This is a genomic window from Sphingomonas phyllosphaerae, assembly GCA_036946405.1.
GTDB lineage: Bacteria > Pseudomonadota > Alphaproteobacteria > Sphingomonadales > Sphingomonadaceae > Sphingomonas > Sphingomonas phyllosphaerae_D.
This window is the reverse complement of sequence record JAQIJC010000001.1, coordinates 977,499-997,489: the sequence shown is the minus strand read 5'-3', so window position 1 is coordinate 997,489 and position 19,991 is coordinate 977,499. Positions and strand designations below refer to the sequence as shown.

23 protein-coding genes are annotated in these 19,991 nt (G+C 68.6%); 10 read left to right on the top strand and 13 right to left on the bottom strand.

Going from position 1 to position 19,991, the window contains the following annotated elements; translation table 11 throughout:
- Positions 1–43: 43 nt before the first annotated feature.
- The gene (locus PGN12_04710; GenBank protein ID MEH3103189.1) at positions 44–1,102 is read left to right on the top strand and encodes a ferritin-like domain-containing protein; all 1,059 of its coding nucleotides are present in this window, start codon (positions 44–46) and stop codon (positions 1,100–1,102) included.
- 42 nt (positions 1,103–1,144) lie between these two features.
- Here PGN12_04710 and queA read toward each other — a convergent pair whose 3' ends face one another.
- The 7 genes from queA to panC all read right to left on the bottom strand — a co-directional run bounded on the left by queA (position 1,145) and on the right by panC (position 6,015).
- Positions 1,145–2,170 (bottom strand): tRNA preQ1(34) S-adenosylmethionine ribosyltransferase-isomerase QueA, encoded by a 1,026-nt coding sequence (gene queA / locus PGN12_04705; GenBank protein ID MEH3103188.1) that lies wholly within the window; start codon positions 2,168–2,170, stop codon positions 1,145–1,147.
- Between the two features lie 4 nt (positions 2,171–2,174).
- Positions 2,175–2,849: a peptidylprolyl isomerase gene (locus PGN12_04700; GenBank protein ID MEH3103187.1), complete on the bottom strand. Its 675-nt coding sequence runs from the start codon at positions 2,847–2,849 to the stop codon at positions 2,175–2,177.
- 212 nt (positions 2,850–3,061) lie between these two features.
- Positions 3,062–3,562 (bottom strand): pantetheine-phosphate adenylyltransferase, encoded by a 501-nt coding sequence (gene coaD, locus PGN12_04695; protein MEH3103186.1) that lies wholly within the window; start codon positions 3,560–3,562, stop codon positions 3,062–3,064.
- A gap of 15 nt (positions 3,563–3,577) precedes the next feature.
- Positions 3,578–4,486 carry a polyprenyl synthetase family protein gene (locus PGN12_04690; GenBank protein MEH3103185.1) on the bottom strand — a complete coding sequence of 303 codons (909 nt, stop codon included), beginning with the start codon at positions 4,484–4,486 and terminating at the stop codon, positions 3,578–3,580.
- Complete coding sequence (locus PGN12_04685; GenBank protein ID MEH3103184.1) at positions 4,483–4,722, bottom strand: exodeoxyribonuclease VII small subunit; 240 nt, start codon at positions 4,720–4,722, stop codon at positions 4,483–4,485. Before PGN12_04685 ends, PGN12_04690 begins: the two co-directional genes overlap by 4 nt.
- Positions 4,723–4,772: 50 nt before the next feature.
- The gene (locus PGN12_04680) at positions 4,773–5,063 is read right to left on the bottom strand and encodes a hypothetical protein (protein MEH3103183.1); all 291 of its coding nucleotides are present in this window, start codon (positions 5,061–5,063) and stop codon (positions 4,773–4,775) included.
- Positions 5,064–5,172: 109 nt separating this feature from the next.
- Positions 5,173–6,015, bottom strand: coding sequence for a pantoate--beta-alanine ligase (panC, locus tag PGN12_04675; GenBank protein ID MEH3103182.1), 843 nt, complete (start codon positions 6,013–6,015; stop codon positions 5,173–5,175).
- Between the two features lie 74 nt (positions 6,016–6,089).
- Here panC and PGN12_04670 point away from each other — a divergent pair, with 74 nt between their 5' ends.
- The 3 genes from PGN12_04670 to PGN12_04660 are packed head-to-tail and all read left to right on the top strand — an operon-like array spanning position 6,090 to position 8,535.
- Entirely contained in the window at positions 6,090–6,899 is an 810-nt protein-coding gene (locus PGN12_04670) for an AAA family ATPase (GenBank protein MEH3103181.1), read from the top strand.
- 8 nt (positions 6,900–6,907) lie between these two features.
- Entirely contained in the window at positions 6,908–7,168 is a 261-nt protein-coding gene (locus tag PGN12_04665; GenBank protein ID MEH3103180.1) for a J domain-containing protein, read from the top strand.
- Positions 7,165–8,535, top strand: coding sequence for a phosphomannomutase/phosphoglucomutase (locus PGN12_04660; GenBank protein ID MEH3103179.1), 1,371 nt, complete (start codon positions 7,165–7,167; stop codon positions 8,533–8,535). The genes PGN12_04665 and PGN12_04660 overlap by 4 nt, the downstream gene beginning before the upstream one ends.
- Before the next feature lie 156 nt (positions 8,536–8,691).
- On the opposite strand, the gene PGN12_04655 is transcribed toward PGN12_04660, so the two are convergent.
- Complete coding sequence (locus PGN12_04655) at positions 8,692–9,432, bottom strand: Crp/Fnr family transcriptional regulator (protein ID MEH3103178.1); 741 nt, start codon at positions 9,430–9,432, stop codon at positions 8,692–8,694.
- 126 nt (positions 9,433–9,558) lie between these two features.
- Between PGN12_04655 and murA the strand changes: the two genes are divergently transcribed.
- The gene (murA, locus tag PGN12_04650) at positions 9,559–10,842 is read left to right on the top strand and encodes a UDP-N-acetylglucosamine 1-carboxyvinyltransferase (GenBank protein ID MEH3103177.1); all 1,284 of its coding nucleotides are present in this window, start codon (positions 9,559–9,561) and stop codon (positions 10,840–10,842) included.
- A 124-nt stretch (positions 10,843–10,966) separates the two neighbouring features.
- A complete protein-coding gene (locus tag PGN12_04645) occupies positions 10,967–11,188 on the top strand; it encodes a hypothetical protein (protein MEH3103176.1) in 222 nt (73 codons plus the stop codon).
- 163 nt (positions 11,189–11,351) lie between these two features.
- On the opposite strand, the gene PGN12_04640 is transcribed toward PGN12_04645, so the two are convergent.
- The 4 genes from PGN12_04640 to PGN12_04625 form a co-directional block, all read right to left on the bottom strand.
- A complete protein-coding gene (locus PGN12_04640; protein ID MEH3103175.1) occupies positions 11,352–11,636 on the bottom strand; it encodes a hypothetical protein in 285 nt (94 codons plus the stop codon).
- 286 nt (positions 11,637–11,922) lie between these two features.
- A complete protein-coding gene (locus PGN12_04635) occupies positions 11,923–13,146 on the bottom strand; it encodes a threonine synthase (protein ID MEH3103174.1) in 1,224 nt (407 codons plus the stop codon).
- Between the two features lie 171 nt (positions 13,147–13,317).
- Positions 13,318–14,604: a homoserine dehydrogenase gene (locus PGN12_04630; protein ID MEH3103173.1), complete on the bottom strand. Its 1,287-nt coding sequence runs from the start codon at positions 14,602–14,604 to the stop codon at positions 13,318–13,320.
- Between the two features lie 340 nt (positions 14,605–14,944).
- Positions 14,945–15,427, bottom strand: coding sequence for a GNAT family N-acetyltransferase (locus tag PGN12_04625; GenBank protein MEH3103172.1), 483 nt, complete (start codon positions 15,425–15,427; stop codon positions 14,945–14,947).
- A gap of 139 nt (positions 15,428–15,566) precedes the next feature.
- Between PGN12_04625 and PGN12_04620 the strand changes: the two genes are divergently transcribed.
- Positions 15,567–16,328, top strand: coding sequence for a DUF6454 family protein (locus PGN12_04620; GenBank protein MEH3103171.1), 762 nt, complete (start codon positions 15,567–15,569; stop codon positions 16,326–16,328).
- 4 nt (positions 16,329–16,332) lie between these two features.
- Here PGN12_04620 and PGN12_04615 read toward each other — a convergent pair whose 3' ends face one another.
- Complete coding sequence (locus tag PGN12_04615) at positions 16,333–16,947, bottom strand: FMN-binding negative transcriptional regulator (GenBank protein ID MEH3103170.1); 615 nt, start codon at positions 16,945–16,947, stop codon at positions 16,333–16,335.
- 89 nt (positions 16,948–17,036) lie between these two features.
- Here PGN12_04615 and PGN12_04610 point away from each other — a divergent pair, with 89 nt between their 5' ends.
- The 3 genes from PGN12_04610 (at position 17,037) to PGN12_04600 (ending at position 19,949) form a co-directional block, all read left to right on the top strand.
- A complete protein-coding gene (locus tag PGN12_04610; GenBank protein ID MEH3103169.1) occupies positions 17,037–18,974 on the top strand; it encodes an oligopeptide transporter, OPT family in 1,938 nt (645 codons plus the stop codon).
- Entirely contained in the window at positions 18,971–19,441 is a 471-nt protein-coding gene (locus tag PGN12_04605) for an OsmC family protein (protein ID MEH3103168.1), read from the top strand. Before PGN12_04610 ends, PGN12_04605 begins: the two co-directional genes overlap by 4 nt.
- Positions 19,442–19,565: 124 nt before the next feature.
- Positions 19,566–19,949, top strand: a complete 384-nt coding sequence (locus PGN12_04600) for a DUF2946 family protein (GenBank protein MEH3103167.1) — start codon at positions 19,566–19,568, stop codon at positions 19,947–19,949.
- Positions 19,950–19,991: the final 42 nt, after the last annotated feature.

Here is a 19,991-nt window from a genome sequence, read left to right as displayed (position 1 = left end):
GCGCTTCCGATGATGTTTCCCTGACGCTCCGAAGGAATTTTCCATGATCGACCCGTTCAAGGCTCTCGAAATCCTGTCCGCCGCCGATGCGCGGCGTGCCGCCCGGCGCGGCTTCCTCAAGGCCGCTGGTGGCGGCGCGGTGCTATTGGGTGGCGCTTCGCTGCTGTCGGGGTGCTACGGCGATTACGGCGATACGGTCGACCCGACGCCGACGCCCTCCCCTACCCCGACGCCCACCCCGACCGCGATCACCGACAGCGACGTGCTGAACCTCGCGCTCAACCTCGAATATCTCGAGGCGCAATTCTATCTGTACGCGGTCAACGGGACCGGTCTGTCCGCAACGCAGACCGCCAGCGGCGGCGGCACCGCCGGCGGCACCGTGACCGGCGGGGCGAAGGTCGACTTCTCCGGCGATCCGATGGTGGGCGCCTATGCGCGCGAGATCGCCGCGGACGAAGCGGCGCACGTCGCCTTCCTGCGTGCAGCGCTTGGGTCGGCGGCGGTGGCGATGCCGAACATCAACATCGACGGCGGCGCGAACGGCGCCTTCACCGTAGCGGCGCGCGCGGCGGGCGTGATCGGATCGAGCGATACGTTCAATCCCTATTCGTCACCTGAAAACTTCCTGCTTGGTGCATTCCTGTTCGAGGACGTCGGGGTCACCGCGTACAAGGGCGCGGCGCCGCTGCTGACGAACAAAACCTATCTGGAAGCGGCGGCGGGCATCCTTGCCGCGGAGGCGTATCACGCCGGGATCGTGCGCACCGTCCTCTATGCCAAGGGCATGTCGACCGACGCGCTCATCACCGCGACGACGAAGATCTCCGATGCGCGCGACCTGCTGGACGGCAAGCCGACCGATGACACCACGCGCGGGATCGGCGCGGACGACGATCAGGGGCTGGTGGACGCCAGCAACGGCAACGCCGCCAATCTGGTCCCGGCCAACGTCAACGGCATCGCCTATAGCCGCAGCAGCGAGCAGGTGCACAATATCGTGTATCTGAACGCGACCGGCGCGAACCGTACCGGCGGCGGATTCTTCCCGAACGGGACGAACAACCCCAACGCCGCGCTGCGCGTCGGGCTGTCGTCGTAAGGCGCACGGCCGTCCGGGTGACCTCACCCGGGCGGCCGTCGACTATGGCAGCAACAGGCTCGCGTCGCCGTAGGAATAGAAGCGATAGTCGTGCCCGATCGCATGGGCGTAAGCGGCCTGCATCCGGTCGAGCCCCATCAGCGCCGAAACCAGCATGAACAATGTCGAGCGCGGCAGATGGAAGTTGGTCATCAGGCCGTCGATGCCGCGAAAGCGATAGCCGGGAGTGATAAAGATCGAGGTATCGCCCTCGAACGGCTGGATCACACCCTTCGCGTCGGTGGCGCTCTCGATCAACCGTAGCGAGGTGGTGCCGACCGCGATCACGCGTCCGCCGCGCGCACGCACCGCGTTGAGCCGCTCTGCCGTCGCCGCGTCGATCCGCCCCCATTCGGCGTGCATCTTGTGGTCGGCGGTATCCTCCGCCTTGACCGGGAGGAACGTGCCCGCACCGACGTGGAGCGTCAGCGTCGCATGCGCGACCCCGGCGGACTCGAGCGCGGTCAGCAGCGCGGTGGTGAAGTGCAGTGCGGCGGTCGGCGCGGCGACGGCACCGGGTTCGGCCGCGAACATCGTCTGATAGTCCTGCGCGTCGCGCGCGTCGGTGTCGCGCTTGCCCGCGATATACGGCGGCAGCGGCATCCGCCCGGCGCGCTCCAGCAGCAATTCGACCGGCTCGTCACCCGCGAAGACCAGCGCCCAGCTGCCGTCCTCGGCGCGGTCGTGCGCGGTCGCGGTGACGTCGCGCCCGAAGTCGATCGCGTCGCCGTCGCGCAGCCGCCGCGCGTTGCGGACGAACGCACGCCAGCGCCGCGGACCCTCGCGCTTGTGGAGCGTCGCGCCGATCCGCGCCGATCCACGCGTGCCCTCCAGCTGCGCGGGAATCACGCGCGTGTCGTTGAACACCAGCAGGTCGCCGGCCCGCAGCAGCGCCGGCAGATCGGCGACGAGGCGGTCGGCCAGCCCCCCGGGCGTGACCACCAGCATCCGCGCCGCATCGCGCGGGGCAGCGGGACGCAGCGCGATCCGCTCCGGCGGGAGCGTGAAGTCGAACAGATCGACGTTCATCGTGTCAGCGGCGGGCGGCGCGCTTCCTGGGCGCGGGCTGCGTGCCCGGCAACGTCGGGAGCGTGGCGGGCAGCGTCGGCGGCGGCGCGACCGCGAGCGGCTGATACGCCGGGGGATTGTCCGATGCGATATAGGCGTGGACGATCCGCGACGGGTTCTGCGGCGGCTCGCCCTTCTCGATCGCATCGACATAGTTCATGCCGGTCAGCACGCGGCCGAACACGGTGTATTTCTTGTCGAGCTGGAAGCGCGGTTGCAGCACGATGTAGAACTGGCTGTTCGCGCTGTCTTCCTTCTCGGCGCGCGCCGCCGCCACCGCCCCGCGGACGTGCGGAAGGTAGTTGAACTCGGCGGGCAGGTCGGGGAGCGTGCTGCCGCCGGTGCCGTCGCCCTTGGGGTCGCCGCCCTGTGCCATGAAGCCGTCGATGACGCGGTGGAAGACCAGCCCGTCATAGAAATGCTGACGGGTCAGCGTCTTGATCCGGTCGACCATCTTCGGCGCGACGTCGGGACGCAGCGCCACCTCGACCCGGCCGCCGGTCGAGAGATCGAGCACCCAGATGTTGGTCTTGTCGCCCAGCGGCGGGGCGGGAAGCCGGTCCTGCGTGGTCGCCTGGGCGGAAGCGGCGACGGAAAGCGTCGCGGCGAGCGCGGCGGCGAGAAGGGCGATCGGGCGCATCGGGTCTTTCGGATCGGATCAGTGGTTTCCGTTTCGCCCTAGACCAGAAATGCGCTTGCGCCAAACTGAACGCGCACCCGTCATCTTCGCGGCGGCGGGGATCCAGACGCGCAGGTTCGTCGAAGGAGACGGGACGTCAGAGGTTCTGGATTCCCGCCCTCGCGGGAATGACGCAAAGAGGGGGCGGGGATGACGGTGGGTGAGGAAGCGGCTCAGCTCCCCCGGCGACCGTCGCGCTCGACCCGCGCCACGACCTCGTCGCACACCGCGGGGCTGACGAACTTGCCGATGTGCCCGCCGAAGATCGCGATTTCCTTGACCAGCCGCGAGGCGATCGGTTGCAGGCAGACGTCGGCCATCAGGAAGACCGTCTCGATCCGGTCGTTCAGCTGCTGGTTCATCCCCGCCATCTGATATTCATATTCGAAGTCGGCGACGGCGCGCAGGCCACGGACGATCATCGTCGCGCGCTCGCGCTCGGCGAAGTCCATGAGCAGCGAGTCGAACGAGACGACGCGAATGTCGCCGCCGATCTCGGCGACTTCGCGCTCGACCATCGCCATCCGCTCGCCCAGCGAAAACATCGGCGACTTGCCGGGATTGGTGGTGACACCGACCACCAGCCGGTCGACCAGCTTCGCGCCGCGCCGGATGATGTCCATATGCCCCAGCGTGACCGGATCGAAGGTGCCGGGATAGACGCCGATACGCATGGGAAAGCCCTTCGGTCAGCCGCGACGATCAATGACGAAGCGCGCGATCGCGCGGAGCAATTCGGCTTCCTCGCCATAGCTGCGCAGATGGTCGATCGCCTGGTCGACCAGCATCCGCGATTGCTGGCGCGCGCGATCGACGCCGAGCAGCGAGACGAACGTCTCCTTGCCTTGTTCGCCGTCCTTGCGCAGCTTCTTGCCGGCCAGTTCCTCGTCACCCTCGACGTCGAGCAGGTCGTCGACGATCTGGAAGGCGAGCCCGAGGTCGTGCGCATAGCCACGCAGGTGGCGGCGACCCTCCGGCGGGATACGGCCGAGGATCGCGCCGCCCTCCACCGCCGCGCCGATCAGCGCGCCGGTCTTCATCTGCTGGAGCCGGGTGACGGTGTTGAGGTCGAAGCGCGTGCCGTCGGCCTTCAGATCCATCGCCTGTCCGCCCGCCATCCCCGACGGGCCGGAGGCGCGCGCGAGATCGGCGATCAGTTCGGCACGGACGAACGGGTCGGCGTGGGTCGCCGGATCCGCGAGCACTTCGAACGCCAGCGCATGGAGGCAGTCGCCGGCGAGGATCGCCGTCGCCTCGTCGAATGCCTTGTGGACGGTCGCCTTGCCGTGACGCAGATCGTCATCGTCCATCGCGGGCAGATCGTCGTGGATCAGCGAATAGACGTGGATCGCCTCCAGCGCGGTCGCGACCCGCCCCGCTGCCTCGCGCGAGACGTCGAACAGCCGCGCGGTCGCGAACACCAGCAACGGACGCAGCCGCTTGCCGCCGCCGATCGTCGCGTGGCGCATCGCGCGGTACAGGTCCGCGCGCGGATCGTTGGGCACCGGCAGCAGCGCGTCGAAGCGGCGGTCCATCTCCGCCGACACTTCCTTCAGCGCCGCTTTCAGCTGCGGCGAGGCGTTGGCGGCGACGTTCATCCGGCGGCGAACGGCTCGACCGCGGCGGGGCGCCCGTCGGCACCGGTACGGATCGCCTCGATCCGCGCCTGGGCGGCATCCAGCCGGTCGGCGCAGCGTTGCCGCAGCACGCTGCCGCGCTCGTAGAGGCGGATCGCCTCCTCCAGCGGGGTGTCACCCGATTCAAGCCGCGCGACGATCTCCTCGAGCTCGCGCAGACCGGCTTCGAAGGACGGCGTCTCGGTCGAATTCTCCATGACCGGGCTATGCGCCGGGCAAGCCTGACGGGTCAAGGAGATGCGGCAGGTTAAGCGGCGCGGCGCTGCATCCCGCCGAGCACGTCGCGTGCGGCGCGCTGCGCGGTCGCGATCTCGCGCGCGGTCATGTCCTCAGCGATGTCCGAGCGCGCCGCCGCGGCGGCGTCGTTGCCCCAGGCCGCCGACAGATTGAACCACTTGTGCGCCTCGATCAGGTCGAGGACGACCCCCATGGTGCCAGTCGAATAGGCGACGCCCAGATCGTAGGCGGCATCGGTATCGCCGCGGGTCGCTTCGTTGATGCGGCGCGCCAGCAACGCGGTATCGAAATCACTTACCATCGGATCACCCCTCAATCCTTCAATGTGAGGCGGAGTGTGCACCGATTCGGCTCACCAAATGGTTAAGAGCGTGAACACCTAAATCATTGAGAACACGCGATCCCGGCGATCAAGCGGGATCGACGGCGAGGTTGTCGATCAGTCGCGTGTTGCCGAGCCGCGCGGCGGCGAGCAATTGCCGGCGGCGCCCCGGCGCAGGATCGCTTTCGAGCGTTTCGGCATCGACCAACGTGACGTAATCGACCGCGAAGCCCGCGGCGACCAGCGTCGCCTGTGCGTCCGCCAGCGCCTTGGCCGGATCGCCACCGCCGAGCACCGCGCGCGCCGCGACGCCGAGGGCGCGCGGCAGGGCCACCGCTTTCTGGCGTTCTTCGGGAAGCAGGTAGACGTTACGCGACGACAGCGCGAGGCCGTCGTCCTCGCGCTGCGTCGGCACGCCGGTGATCTCGATCGCGAAGTCGAGATCGGCGACCATCCGGCGGATCACCGCGAGCTGCTGGAAATCCTTCTCGCCGAAATAGGCGCGGTTCGGGCGGACCTGGTTGAACAGCTTCGCGACGACGGTCGCCACCCCGTCGAAATGGCCGGGGCGCGCCGCGCCGTCCCATCCCTCGCTGACCCCGGCGACCGAGACGTTGGTCGCAAAGCCGGCGGGATACATCTGCTCGACCGGGGGCAGCCACAGCAGGTCGCAGCCGGCATCGGTGAGCATCGCGATGTCGCTGACCTCCTTGCGGGGGTAGCGCGAGAGATCTTCGTTGGCGCCGAACTGCTTCGGGTTCACGAAGATCGAGGCGACCACCAGCGCGCCGGGCCGCCGCGCCGCCTCGACCAGCGCGATATGGCCGGCGTGGAGCGCGCCCATCGTCGGCACCAGCGCCACCTCACGCCCGCCCGCACGCGCCGCATCCAGCGCGGCGCGCAGGCCGGCGAGATCACGATACACTTCCACCCGTTACCCCTCGAAACTCGCGGTCGGGGGTTCTATGGTCGCGACGGGACGCAATCAATCGAGGATGCGACGAATTGTCCGAAACGGGGACGGAAGCGCCACACGGTCGCACACATGTGATTGTGTTCGCGAACGAAAAGGGCGGGACAGGCAAGTCGACGACGGCGGTTCACGTCGCGATCGCACTGGCCGCGAAGGGCGCGCGGGTGGCGTGCATCGACCTCGATCATCGCCAGCGGACGCTGGGACGTTATCTCGACAACCGCGAGGCGACCGTCAAGCGTGCCGGGATCGAACTTGCCATACCGGTCCATGCCACCGGCGACGGTCGCGCCGATGGGGTCTTCCCGGCGATGTACCGCGACTTCACCGACGGGTTCGACTTCCTCGTCATCGACACGCCGGGGCGTGACGATCCCGCCGCGCGGATCGCCGCCGCGCTGGCCGACACGCTGGTGACGCCGATGAACGACAGTTTCGTCGACTTCGACCTGATCGGGCAGGTCGATCCCGAAACGTACAAGGTGGTGCGGCCGAGCTTCTATTCGGAACTGATCTGGGACGCGCGCAAGGCGCGCGCGCGCGAGGACGGGACGACGATCGACTGGGTCGTGCTGCGCAACCGCCTGCAATATCTGGAGGCGCGCAACATGCGGCGCGTCTCGGAGGCGCTCGACCAGCTGGCGCGGCGCGTCGGTTTCCGCATCATCCCCGGGCTCGGCGAGCGCGTGATCTATCGCGAGCTGTTTCCCAAAGGGCTGACGCTGATCGACGCCAAGGAGTTCGGCGGGATGGGGCTGAGCCATGTCGCCGCGCGGCAGGAACTGCGCGAGATGATGGCGGCGCTGGCGCTGCCCGAGATCGGCGCGACACAGGCCGCCTGACGATGCTGATGAAGTGGATCGTCGCGGCGCTGATCGTGTGGGGCGTGTGGATGCTGCTGCGCAAGCCGGCGAAGAAGCGCCCCTCCCCGCTCGGCGAGGCGCGGCGGGTGCTGGGGGTCGACGCGCGCGCCGACGCGGGCGAGATCCGCGCCGCGCACCGCCGGCTAATGAGCGAGCTGCACCCCGACCGCGGCGGCTCCGAACAGCGCGCGCGGCGCGTCAATGCGGCGCGCGACACATTGCTGGCGGCGCTGAAGGAGCCACGATGACGCACCGGCTCTCGCCCGAGATCCTGCGCGCCTATGACATTCGCGGGCGCGTCGGCGACACGCTGACCGAGGCGGATGCGTGGGCGGTCGGGCGCGGCTTCGCGACGCGCATCCGGCGCGCGGGTGGGACGCGCGTCGCGGTCGGCTATGACGGGCGGACGCATTCGCCGATGCTGGAGGCGGCGCTGGTCGCGGGATTGACCGCATCCGGCGTCGATGTGGTCCGGATCGGCGTCGGGCCGTCGCCGATGCTCTATTATGCCGCCGCGACGCTAAAAGTGGATGGCGGCGTACAGGTAACGGGCAGCCATAATCCCCGCGAGGACAATGGCTTCAAGCTTGTGATGCAGGGGAACAGCTTCTGCGGGCCGGACGTGCGCGATCTCGCGCGGCTCGCCGAGGCCGGCGACTGGGAGCGCGGGACCGGCGTCGTCACCGAGGCCGACGTGCTCGACCGCTACGTCGGCCGGCTGCTCGCCGGCTATGCGGGCGGCACGTACCGGATCGGCTGGGATGCCGGCAACGGCGCGGCCGGGCCGGCGATCCGCGCGCTCACCGCGCAGCTTCCGGGCGAGCATCATCTGTTGTTCTGCGACATCGACGGCACTTTCCCCAACCACCATCCCGATCCGACCGTGGAGGCCAATCTCGCACAGCTCCAGGCGCTGGTGGCGGAGAAGAAGCTCGATTTCGGACTGGCTTTCGACGGCGACGGCGACCGGATCGGCGCGGTCGATGCGCAGGGCCGCGTGCTGTGGGGCGACGAGATCCTGTCGATCCTGGTCGCGCCGATCCTTGCCGACCTGCCCGGCAGCACGATCGTCGCCGACGTGAAATCGAGCGACGCGTTGTTCGAGCGGATCACCGCGCTGGGCGGCACGCCGGTGATGTGGCGGACCGGCCACAGCGAGATCAAGACGAAGATGAAGGAGTTGCGCGCCCCGCTGGCGGGCGAGCTGTCCGGCCATATCTTCTTCGCGCACGATTATTACGGGTTCGACGATGCGCTGTATGCCGCGGTGCGGCTGATCCATGCGGTGAAACTGTCGGGGCGCGCGCTCACCGCGCTGCGGGCGGACACTTCCGCGCGGGTGGCCACGCCCGAATGGCGCGTTCCGGTGCCCGAAGCGCGCAAGGGCGCGGTGGTCGAGGAGGTCGCGGCGCGACTGGCCGAACAGGGCGCGCGGGTGACGGTGACGGACGGCGTGCGCGTCTCGACCGCCGATGGCTGGTGGCTGTTGCGCGCCTCGAATACGCAGGCGGCGCTGACGCTGCGCGCGGAGGGGCGCGACGCCGAGGCGCTGGCGCGGCTGGTGGCGACGATCGACGCGCAGCTGACGGCTTGCGGGCTGTCGCGCCTTTCCTAGGCAGAGCCTTCAAAGGGCGTTACTCCGGCGAAGGCCGGAGCCCAGTCGGGAAGGCCGAAGAAGCGAGGTGCGACGGCCATCATCTGCGTCCCCCAACTGGACCCCGGCCTTCGCCGGAGTGACGATTGAGGGTGGTCGAGCTACGCCGATTGGATGCTACGCCGGCTGCACTTCGGGAAGCCACGACAAATCGGCGCCGTCGCCGCGATCGTTGCGGCCGGCGGCGCGGCGCATGCCGGCCTCGTCGAGGATCGTCACCCGCCCGCTGGTGCGCGCGATCAGTGCCTGATCCTCGAGCTGACGCAGCATCCGGTTGACGTGCACCGCGGTCAGCCCGACCGCGTCGCCAATCTCCTCCTGCGTCAACCCCGGTGCGAAGCTGTCGCCGATCGCGGGATCGCCGCGCCGCATCCGTGCGCGGATTTCGAGCAGCATCCCGGCGACGCGGGCGCGCGCCGGCATCTTCGCCACCGCCGCCAGCCGGTCCGCCAGCGACGCGCTTTCGATCTGTTCGAGCGCGGTGAGCGCCAGCGCGAGCCGCGGATGACGCAGCGTCGCCTCCGCGAGCGCCGCACGATCGATCGGCGCGACGACGCTGTCGGCGGCGGCCACCAGCGTTTGCTGCGCCTTGCCGAACACCATCACCTGTGTCCCGAAAAGGTCGCCCGGAAAGATCAGCCGCAGGATCTGCCGCCCGCCATCGCCCAGCAGCACATAGCCCATCATCATCCCGCTTTTCAGCGCGAAGAGATCGGTGCCACGTTCGTTCTGGCGGACGAGCGTCGCGCCGCGACGCAGCGGGCGTTCGCGCTCGGCAAGCCCCGCCAGTACGCTGCGTTCGACCGCCGAAAGGGATAGAAAATCACCGACCCGGTCGGCGAAACTAAGCGCTGGCACGCGGTGTTGATCCTCAAATTCCTCGGATCGTTACGCGGGCGTGGGGTCGACCCGCATTAAAACCGATCAACCGGCAGGCGCGTTGCTTCACTTGGCGCGACGCCGCAGCTTCGATAGATGGTGCCGATGGACCGTATCATCATCCGCGGCGGCCGCCGCCTGTCTGGCAAGCTCCCCATTTCCGGCGCCAAGAACGCCGCCTTGACCCTGATGCCGTGCGCGTTGCTCACCGACGAGCCGCTGACGCTGCGTAACCTGCCGCGGCTGGCCGACGTCGACGGCTTCGGGCATCTGCTCAACCAGCTGGGCGCCTCGACGCGGATCGAGGGCAGCAAGCCCGACGAATTCGGCCGCGTGATGACGATCCGCGCCGGGCAGCTGACCTCGACCGAGGCGCCCTATGACATCGTGCGCAAGATGCGCGCGTCGATCCTCGTCCTCGGCCCGATCCTCGCCCGCGCCGGGCAGGCGCGCGTGTCGCTGCCGGGCGGCTGCGCGATCGGCAACCGCCCGATCGATCTGCATCTCAAGGCGCTGGAGGCGATCGGCGCGACGCTGGAGATGAGCGCGGGCTATGTCACCGCCACCGCGGCCGGCGGACGGCTGTCCGGCGGCAGCTACAGCTTCCCGGTCGTGTCGGTCGGCGCGACCGAGAATGTCGTCATGGCGGCGGTGACCGCCAAGGGATCGAGCCGGATCGAAAACGCCGCGCGCGAGCCCGAGATCGTCGACCTGTGCCGCTGCCTGATCGCTATGGGCGCGCGGATCGAGGGCGTCGGCACCGGCACGCTGGAGATCGAGGGCGTCGACGAGCTGCATGGCGCGACCTATGCCGTGATGCCCGACCGGATCGAGGCGGGCAGCTACGCCTGTGCGGTCGCGGTGACCGGCGGCGCGGTCGAGCTGACCAACGTCAACGCCGCCGACATGGGCGCGACGCTCGACGCGCTCCGCCAGGCGGGCGTCGGGATCGAGGAGCGGCGCGGTTCGATCATGGTCACCTCCGAGGCGGAGCTGAAGCCGCTGTCGCTGTCGACCGCGCCGTACCCGGGCTTCGCGACCGACATGCAGGCGCAATTCATGGCGATGCTGTGCAAGGCGCCGGGCACCAGCACGCTGACCGAGACGATCTTCGAGAACCGCTACATGCACGTTCCCGAATTGGCGCGGATGGGCGCGGACATCAGCGTGCGCGGGCGCACCGCCCAAGTGACCGGGGTCGAGCGGCTGGTCGGCGCGCCGGTGATGGCGACCGACCTGCGCGCGTCGATGAGCCTCATCATCGCCGGGCTGGTCGCCGACGGCGAGACGACCGTCTCGCGCGTCTATCACCTCGATCGCGGCTACGAGCGGCTGGAGGAGAAGCTGCAGGCGGTGGGTGCCGATATCGAGCGCGACGGCGGCGGCTGACGGTCGCTTTGCCGTGGCGCATTAACGGTTCGTCAAGCAATGCCGATTAACGTCACGGTGGGGCGTTGACGAACGGACGCATAACCGGTCCTCTCCCGGCCCTGCGGCGGCACGAGTCGTCCGCATGCCCGAGGGTGGAACGATGGACGCGATGACCGGCGGCTCGCCGCTCGAGACAATCCTCTGGACCGCACGCAGCGCCGGCGCGACGTTGATCATCTCGCGCGGGCACGATCCGGCAGCGATCCGTCAATTGCTCGACGAAGGGCTGGTGCGCGAGCGGCTGGGGCATCTGGTGCTGACGATCAAGGGCATGCAGCGGCGACGGGCGTGCGCGCCTTATTGAGGCCGGTGGTCGGCCCTACACTCGACGTCATTTCCGCGGAGGCGGGAATCTGGGAACTCTGACGTTTCTGGCTCTTGCGAATACTGGCGCGTCGGAATTGCCGCCTTTGCGGAAATGACGGGATTTGGTGGAAAGCGGACAGTTCGCTTTGCGACTTCTGCCCTCAAGAAGTGGACCGTCCGTTCCAGCGACGACCGATCACGACTAACACCACTGGTGTGATGTAGAACCACGCAGCAATCACCGCCCATAGCCCCACTCCCTCAAGCGTGCTTTCGTCGCTGAACGTCGGCCAGAGCGGAACTTCCAAAAGGGCCGCGCTAAGCAAGCACATCGGGATGGCAGTTGCCAACCAAACGGCAGCAACGAGCCGGAACAGCCATAGCTTGATCTGCGAAGGCCCGCTGGTCACGTCAGCAGAATGTCTGCTTTCAGGATCCAGGTCCATCCCTTCGATGACCGCAAATGGGCGTGAGCGGCTGAAGTATCTGGTGCTGACGTTGCAACGCCAATGCGCATGCGCGCCGTATTGAGGTCAGGGGTCGGCCCCACACCCTACGTCATTCCCGCGAAGGCCGTTATCCAGACGCGCAGGGCTTCGCTGGAGCCACGAACGCCAGAGGTTCTGGATTCCCGCCTTCGCGGGAATGACGAGACACTGATCGAGTGCGTGACCTACCGGGACTGGTGGTGATTCAGTAAATGCGTCAGACGCTGGACGACTTCCGCCACCACTACAAAGCGTCGAAGTCGATCACCCCATGCCGATCCAGCCGTTGCTCGGCGGCCGGCATCGGATACTTCAACCCCGTCGCGCAATTGAACAGCACCACCTCTTCATCCTCGTCGACCAGTCCGTCGCGTAGCGCCTGCCGATACGCCGCCAGCGTCGCTCCGCCCTCCGGGCACAACAACAACCCGTCCTTGCGCGCGCAGTCGTCGACGGCCTTGATGATCGCAGGATCGCCGACCGCCAGCGCCCGGCCGCCGCTTTCGCGCACCGCGCGCAGGATCAGGAAGTCGCCCACCGCGCGCGGGACGCGGATGCCGGCGGCGATCGTCTGCGCATCCTCCCAGCGCTCGGCATGGTCCTCGCCGGCCTCGAACGCGCGGACGATCGGTGCGCAGCCCGACGCCTGCACCGCATACATCCGCGGGCGCTTCGATCCGATCCAGCCGAGTTTCTCCATCTCGTCGAACGCTTTCCACATCCCGATCAGCCCGGTTCCGCCGCCGGTGGGGTAGAAGATCGCGTCGGGCACGTTCCAGCCGAGCTGCGCGGCGAGTTCGAGACCCATCGTCTTCTTGCCCTCGATCCGGTACGGCTCCTTGAGCGTCGAGAAATCGAACCAACGCCCCTCCGCCGCGCCCTTTGCGACGATCGCGCCGCAATCGTCGATGAAGCCGTTGACGCGCCACACCCGCGCGCCCTGCGCGGCGATCTCGCGGACGTTCACCTCGGGTGTGTCGTCAGGGCAGAAGACGATCGTCTCGATCCCGACGCGCGTCGCATAGGCGGCGAGCGCGGCGCCGGCATTGCCGTTGGTCGGCATCGCGATGCGCGTGACGCCAAGCTCCTTCGCCATCGCGACCGCCATCACCAGCCCGCGTGCCTTGAAGCTGCCGGTCGGCAGACGGCCTTCGTCCTTGACCCAGACGTTCGGACCCGCGCTGGCAGGGATCGGGATCAGCGGGGTTTCGATCTCGCCGAGGCTGACGACGTTGCGCGTCTCGCGCACCGGCAGCAGCTCGCGCCACCGCCACAGATCCGTCGCACGCGCGGCCAGCGTGTCGCGCGGAAGCGCGGCGCGAACGGCCTCGAGGTCGTAGCGCACCAGCAACGGCCGCCCGGCGCGGGAGATGTTGTGGAGCCGGTCCGCCTCGTAGCGCTCGCCGGTCAGCGAGCATTCGAGGTGCGTGACGAAGGTCGGGCGATCGGCGGTGAGATTCTCGTTCATGCCTCGGAGGTTTAGCGGCCGGCCGAAGGGGCGTCATCCCTGCAACCTTCATCCTTCCCGCGCCGGCGGGTATCCAGACGCGCAGATGCTCGCACGTGCCGCGGTGTCAGAGGTTCTGGATCCCCGCCTGCGCGGGGATGACGGAAGGCGCGGGGTGCGTCCCCGGCACCCTCACCCCAGGATGTGCATCCACAGCGGCTCGCCGGTCAGGCTCTGCGATCCGCGCAGCCGCTCCAGCGCGGCGGCGACGCAGCGTTCCGGGCCGTCGTGGGTGACGATCGCCACCAGCACGCTGCCATCGGCAGGCGCACCGCGCTGGATCAGGCTCTCGATCGACACGCCCGCGTCGCGCATCGCCGCGGCGATCTCCGCAAGCACGCCGACGCGGTCCGCGACCGCGAAGCGCAGATAGGCGCGTCCGCGCCGCTCGCCGCTGTCCGCCGCCGCGGCGGTCGCCAGCGCGTCTGCAGGCATCGCGAACGGCGGGCCGGCCTCGCCACGCGCGATATCGATCAGGTCCGCGACCACCGCGCTGGCGGTCGGCCCCTCGCCCGCACCCGCGCCCTGGAACAGCAGCCGGCCGACATAATTGCCCTCAGCGACGACCGCGTTGGTCGCGCCCGTGACATGCGCGAGCGGATGATCGTTGGGAACGAGGTGCGCGTGGACGCGCTGGAACAGCTTGTCGCCATCTGCCTCGGCGACCCCGACCAGCCGCACGCGATAGCCCAGCGCCGCCGCCTCGGCGATGTCGGCAGCGAGCAGATGGCGGATGCCACTGATCGCGACGTCGCCGAACGCCGGCGCGGTGCCGAAGGCGAGGCTGGCGAGGATCGACAATTTGTGCGCCGCGTCGACGCCGTCGATGTCGAACGACGGATCCGCCTCTGCGAAGCCCAACGCCTGCGCCTCGGCAAGCACTTCGGCGAAGTCGCGCCCCTCGGCCTCCATCTTCGACACGATGAAATTGCAGGTGCCGTTGAGGATGCCATAGACACGCGCGATCGCATTCGCCGCGGCGCCCTCACGCAGCCCCTTGATGACCGGGATGCCGCCCGCGACCGCCGCCTCGAACTTCAACGGCACGCCCGCGCCCTCCGCGACGCGCGCCAGCTCGAGCCCGTGATGGGCGAGCATCGCCTTGTTGGCGGTCACGAACCCCTTCCCCGCCGTCAGCGTGCGCCGCGCGAGCGCCAGCGCCGGGCCGTCCGAGCCGCCGATCAGTTCGACCACCACATCGGCCTCCGCCTCGGCGAGCGCCGCGGTGTCGTCGACCCAGGCGAAGCGCGACAGATCGACACCACGATCCTTCGCGCGATCGCGTGCGGAAACGGCGGCGACCTCGATCGGCCGACCGGCACGACGGGTAATCAGCGCGCGGTTCTCGTCGAGCACGCGGATCACGCCGCCCCCGACCGTCCCCAGCCCTGCCAATGCCACCCGCAACGCCTGCGCCATACCGACCTCCGTATCCGTAGCGCTCGCTGCTAGGCGGTAGGAAAGATGCTGTCGAGCGCCTCCGCCGCCAGACGGTTGCAATTCCTGCAATCGAGGTAAGATTTATTGCACTTGCGTCCTGTCGTGCTGCGGCGCAAAAAAGGTGTGCCTTTCAGGCATCCTCTCCTAAAAACTTTTACAGCCGGGCCTTGCCCGGCTTTTTTTTGGCCCCGCCGTCAGCTAGGCACCGAATCGCCGGGCCGAAGAGCACGGACGAACAGGAAAAACAGGACAGGATGCGCCGGTCGAACCGGCAGCGGAGCGGGGAACGGTCGGCGGGCCGTTCCCCGGGCGGGGCACCTCACAGCGCGCGGAACATCACCAGCGCGTCGACGATGCCCAGCGTCGGATGCCGGAATGCGCCGGGCAGCCGCCCGACGATCACCAAGCCGAGCGCCTGCCACAACGTCACCGCTCGCGTGTTGCTCGCCACCACGAAATTGAACTGCATCGCGGTGAAGCCGGCGGCGCGCGCCCGGTCGAACGAATCGGTCGCCATTGCCCGCGCGATGCCGCGTCCGCGCGCGGACGGGTCGACCATATAGCCGGCGTTGGCGACGTGATCGCCGCCGCCGGCCTGGTTCGCGCGAAGGAAATAGCTGCCGAGCAGCCGCCCTTCATCTTCGAGAGCAAAGGTTTGACGGTCTGGTCCACACCAATAGGCCACCGCCGCCGCTGCATCCATGTCGCGGGGCAAGGCATAGGTTTCGCCGGCCGCGATTTCTGGAAGGATCAGCGCGGCGATCGCCGCCGCATCATCGGGTGAGGCAGGTCGGATCAACATGACCCGCCGTCTTTAACCCGACACGTGACGCTCATCAAATCGCAACGTAACTTGCGCGATGCTGACACGAACGACGGGCATGGCTTTCGCAGGCAAGCTGCGGGGTCCGGCCATGAACCGTCGATGGGTGCGATCGGGAATGACCCTCGCCTTGTTGCTGCTGTCGAGCCTGTCGGTCGCCGCCGCGCCGCAGACCGCGGAGGACGACGTGGAAGGCGCGCGCTTCCGCGGCGCGACGGCGCTCCATGGCGACATCTTCCACGTTCAGGGGCTGGCGCTGCAAGGGCAGCGCGTGTGGGTGACGTCGGTCGACCGCTTCACGCGGCGCGGCTTCCTGCACCTGTTCGATCGCGCGACCGGCCGGTTGGTGCGGCGCGTCGAATTGACCGATGGCGCACGCTATCACCCCGGCGGGATTTCGGTCGATGGCCGCTCCCTGTGGGTGCCCGTCGCCGAAATGCGCGCGAACAGCTCCGCGGTGCTGATCGAGCTGGATACCGAGACGCTGCGCGTGCGGCGACGGATCCGCGTCGCCGATCATCTCGGCTGCGTCGCGGCACAGGGACGCTGGCTGGTGGCGGGCAATTGGAACAGCCGGTTGTTGTATGTGATCGACCGCGCGGCACCGGAGCGGATGCGGGTCGTCGCCAATCCGTCCGCGACCCGGTATCAGGATATCAAGTTCGCGAACGGCCAATTGGTCGCGGGTGGCCCGCGATCGTGGTGGAGCGGGACGGTCGACTGGCTCGACTGGCCCGCGCTGACGCTGCGGCGCTCGATCGATGCGGGGACCTATACCGCCGAGGGCATGGCGGTCGAGGGAGACGACCTGTATTTCGCGCCGGAGGACGGGCCGGGGCGAGTGTATCGGTTCCGGTTGAAGGACGGTGTGTCGGCGTAGCTGCTCAATCGTGCGGGATGAGGCCAGCGAGATGATGGTCAGCAGCGCGAAGTCCATCAGCCACGCCCTTGCGATCCTCGCGGCTACGGTTTTGACTGACCTTCCATTTTCCTTCGAGACATTCGACTGCGATTTCTAGGCCGACGATGCCTTTCAGTTGCGCCCGGATGAAGTCATCAGGCGCATCGGCGACCGTCCATGGTTCGGGCTGTTCGTTCTCCGCCGCGGTCGTCAACGCGGTGATCTGCTGCAGCAACCACGCCGGATCGTCGATCACGCGCGCGCTGCCCCGCGCCTGCACGATGACGTAATTCCACGTGGGAACGACCTTCCCGTGAACGCGCTTGCTCGCATACCATGTGGGGCTGACATACGCTTGCGGCCCGTGGAACATGACCAGCGCCGCCGCACCTCCGAGAAGTTCGGCCACCTGCTCGTTCGCCCGAGCGAGATGCGCCCGGAGCAGGTCACCCTGCGCCGTAACCTCAAGGCTGAAAGGGATAACGTTGGCGATGATGCCGCGGTCGCCCGCCGTCACGAGCGTTGCAAGCGGATGTGCCCGTATCGCATCACGGAGCACATCCGGACGATCTTCGCGAAACGCAGGCGGCCGGTACATGGACCGGGTTGTACGATCGCACATCCGGGTTGACCATCATGAGTGAGCCCGCGCTGTAACCGGCCGCGGACTTGTGGCACGAAGGCAGCATGGCTTCCGCTCCGCTCCGCTCTCCTGTCGAACTCACGCTCCGCGGCGTGCTGCTCGGCGGCATCATCACGTTGCTGTTCACCGCCGCCAACGTCTATCTCGGGCTCAAGATCGGGCTGACCTTCGCCACCTCGATCCCCGCGGCGGTGATCTCGATGGCGGTGCTGCGCGCGTTCCGCGATTCGACGATTCTCGAGAACAATATCGTGCAGACCGTCGCCTCGGCGGCGGGGACGCTGGCGGCGATCATCTTCGTGTTGCCGGGGCTGGTGATGATCGGCTGGTGGCAGGGGTTTCCGTTCGTCACCACCGCGACGATCACTGCCACCGGCGGTATCCTGGGCGTGATGTTCTCGGTGCCGCTGCGCCGCGCGCTGGTGGTGGACACCGTGCTGCCCTTCCCCGAGGGCCGCGCCGCCGCCGAGGTGCTCAAGGTCGGCGAGGAAAGCCGCCACGGCGGGGCGGAGAGCGCCAAGGGCTTGTCGGCGATCGTCGCGAGCACGCTGGCCGCCGCGGCCTTTTCGATTCTGACCCAGACGCGGTTGATCGCGGGGGAGGCCGCGCAGTTCTTCCGTGTCGGCGCGGGCGCGACCGGGGTGAGCGCCGGACTGTCGTTCGCGCTGCTCGGCGCGGGGCATCTGATCGGGCTGTCGGCGGGGCTGGCGATCCTGCTCGGCGTCGTGGTCGGCTGGTGGATCGTGCTGCCGATCCTGACCGCCGCTGCGCCGCAGGCCGGCGACGTCGCCGCCTGGGCGAACGGGGTGTTTCGCAGCGATGTGCGCTTCTTCGGCGCGGGCGTGATCGGGGTGGCGGCGATCTGGACGTTGCTGCGGATTGCGCGCCCGGTGGTCGGCGGGCTGCGCGCCTCGCTGACCGCCGCGCGGGGCGATAGCGTTGCGATCGAGGAGCGCGACCTGCCGATCGGCATCGTCGCGGGGGTAAGTCTCGCGACGCTCGTGCCGATCGCGTTGCTGCTGCATTCGGTGGTGAGCGGCGGGCCGCTCGCAGGAAATGAATGGGCGCTGGTCGCGGGCAGCCTGCTGTTCGTGGCGGTGATCGGGCTCGTGATCGCGGCGGTGTGCGGCTATATGGCCGGGCTGATCGGTGCGTCGAACTCGCCGGTGTCGGGGATCGGCATCCTGTCGGTGATCGCGGCGGCGACCTTGCTGGTCGGGCTGTTCGGACGCGGCGGGGAGGTCGCGCAGACGCAGGCGCTGGTCGCCTATGCGCTGATCGTGACCGGGATCGTGTTCGGCGTGGCGACGATCTCGAACGACAATCTGCAGGACCTGAAGACCGGGCAGCTGGTCGGCGCGACCCCGTGGAAGCAGCAGGTCGCGCTGGTGATCGGCGTGTGCTTCGGCTCGGTGGTGGTGCCGCCGGTGATGCAGTTGCTCTATACCTCGTTCGGCTTCGCGGGGATGCCGGGCGCGGGGCCGAACGCGCTCGCCGCACCGCAGGCGGCGCTGATCTCGGCGCTGGCGCAGGGGGTGCTGGGCGGCAATCTCAACTGGACGATGATCGGCTGGGGGGCGCTCGCCGGCGTGGCGGCGATCGCGCTCGACGAGGCGCTGGGGCGCGCCGGGCGGCTGCGGCTGCCGCCGCTCGGCGTCGGGCTCGGCATCTATCTGCCGATGAGCGCGACGCTGACCGTCGTGGTCGGCGCGGTGATCGGGCATTGCTACGATAAGCGCGCCGATGCGATGCCCGATGCCGAGGCGGCGAAGCGGCTCGGCGTGCTGACCGCTACCGGCATGATCGTCGGCGAGAGTTTGTGGAACGTCGTCTTCGCCGGGATCGTCTACGAAACCGGCACCGAGACGCCGCTGGCGCTGGTCGACGGGTTCGAGGGGCCGGCACTGATCGCGGGGACGTTGCTGTTCGCACTGGTCGCGTGGTGGCTGTATCGCCGCACGCGAAAGCTCCACGCGGCATGACGCGCGTCCAGCTGCACTGGACCGGCAATCGCGGTGTCGGCACCGCGGGTTATACCAGCTATGCGCGCGACCATGAGATTGCGGCCGAGGGGAAGGCGGTGATCGCCGGCTCGTCGGACCCGCGCTTCCGTGGCGATGCGACACGCTGGAATCCGGAGGAGCTGCTGCTCGGTGCGATCAGCGCGTGCCATCAATTGTGGTATCTGCACCTGTGCGCCGATGCGGGGATCGTCGTCACCGCCTATCGCGACGAGGCGGAGGCGGTGCTGACGCTCGACGCGGACGGCAATGGGCAGGTGAGCGAGGCAACGCTGCGCCCGCACGTCACGATCGCCGTCGGCGGCGACGTCGCGCTGGCCGAGGCGCTCCATGCGGAGGCGCAGCGGCGCTGCTTCATCGCGCGCTCGGTCGCCTTCCCGGTGCGCCACGCGGCGGCGATCGCGGTCGCCGCAGTATGTTCTGGTTAACCATCTCCCGGTAAGATGCGGGACATGACAATCAATCGTCATTGCGAGCGTAGCGAAGCAATCCAGGGCCTCCTGATCCGGCGCTGGATTGCTTCGCTGCGCTCGCAATGACGGAGAGCCCGTGGTGAGCGGCCTTCGCGCCTCGCCGCGGCTGCTGGTCGCGCTCGCCGCGCTCGCGCTGCTCGTGCGGCTGCTGGTGCCTGCCGGGTTCATGCCGCAGGTTGCACACGGACAGGTCACGATCGTCGCCTGCCCCGGCATGGCGACGGCGAGCACCGCGCACCATCATGGACATGACGCGCCGGTGCACGACGGCTTCGAGCGACCATGCGCCTTTGCCGCGGTCGCCGCGCCTGCCACGCTGCTCGCGATCGTGCTGTTGCTCGTTCTGCCGCTGGCCGCGGTGGTCCGGCGTCTTCTATCTCCCGAAACCCGGCTCGCGCCACGCAGCGCGCTCCGCTGGCGTCCCCCACTCCGCGCTCCACCGACGATCCTCCCGACCCGCTGACCTGCTGTCGCGGCGCGCCCGATGCGCGCCGAACCCGAGGAA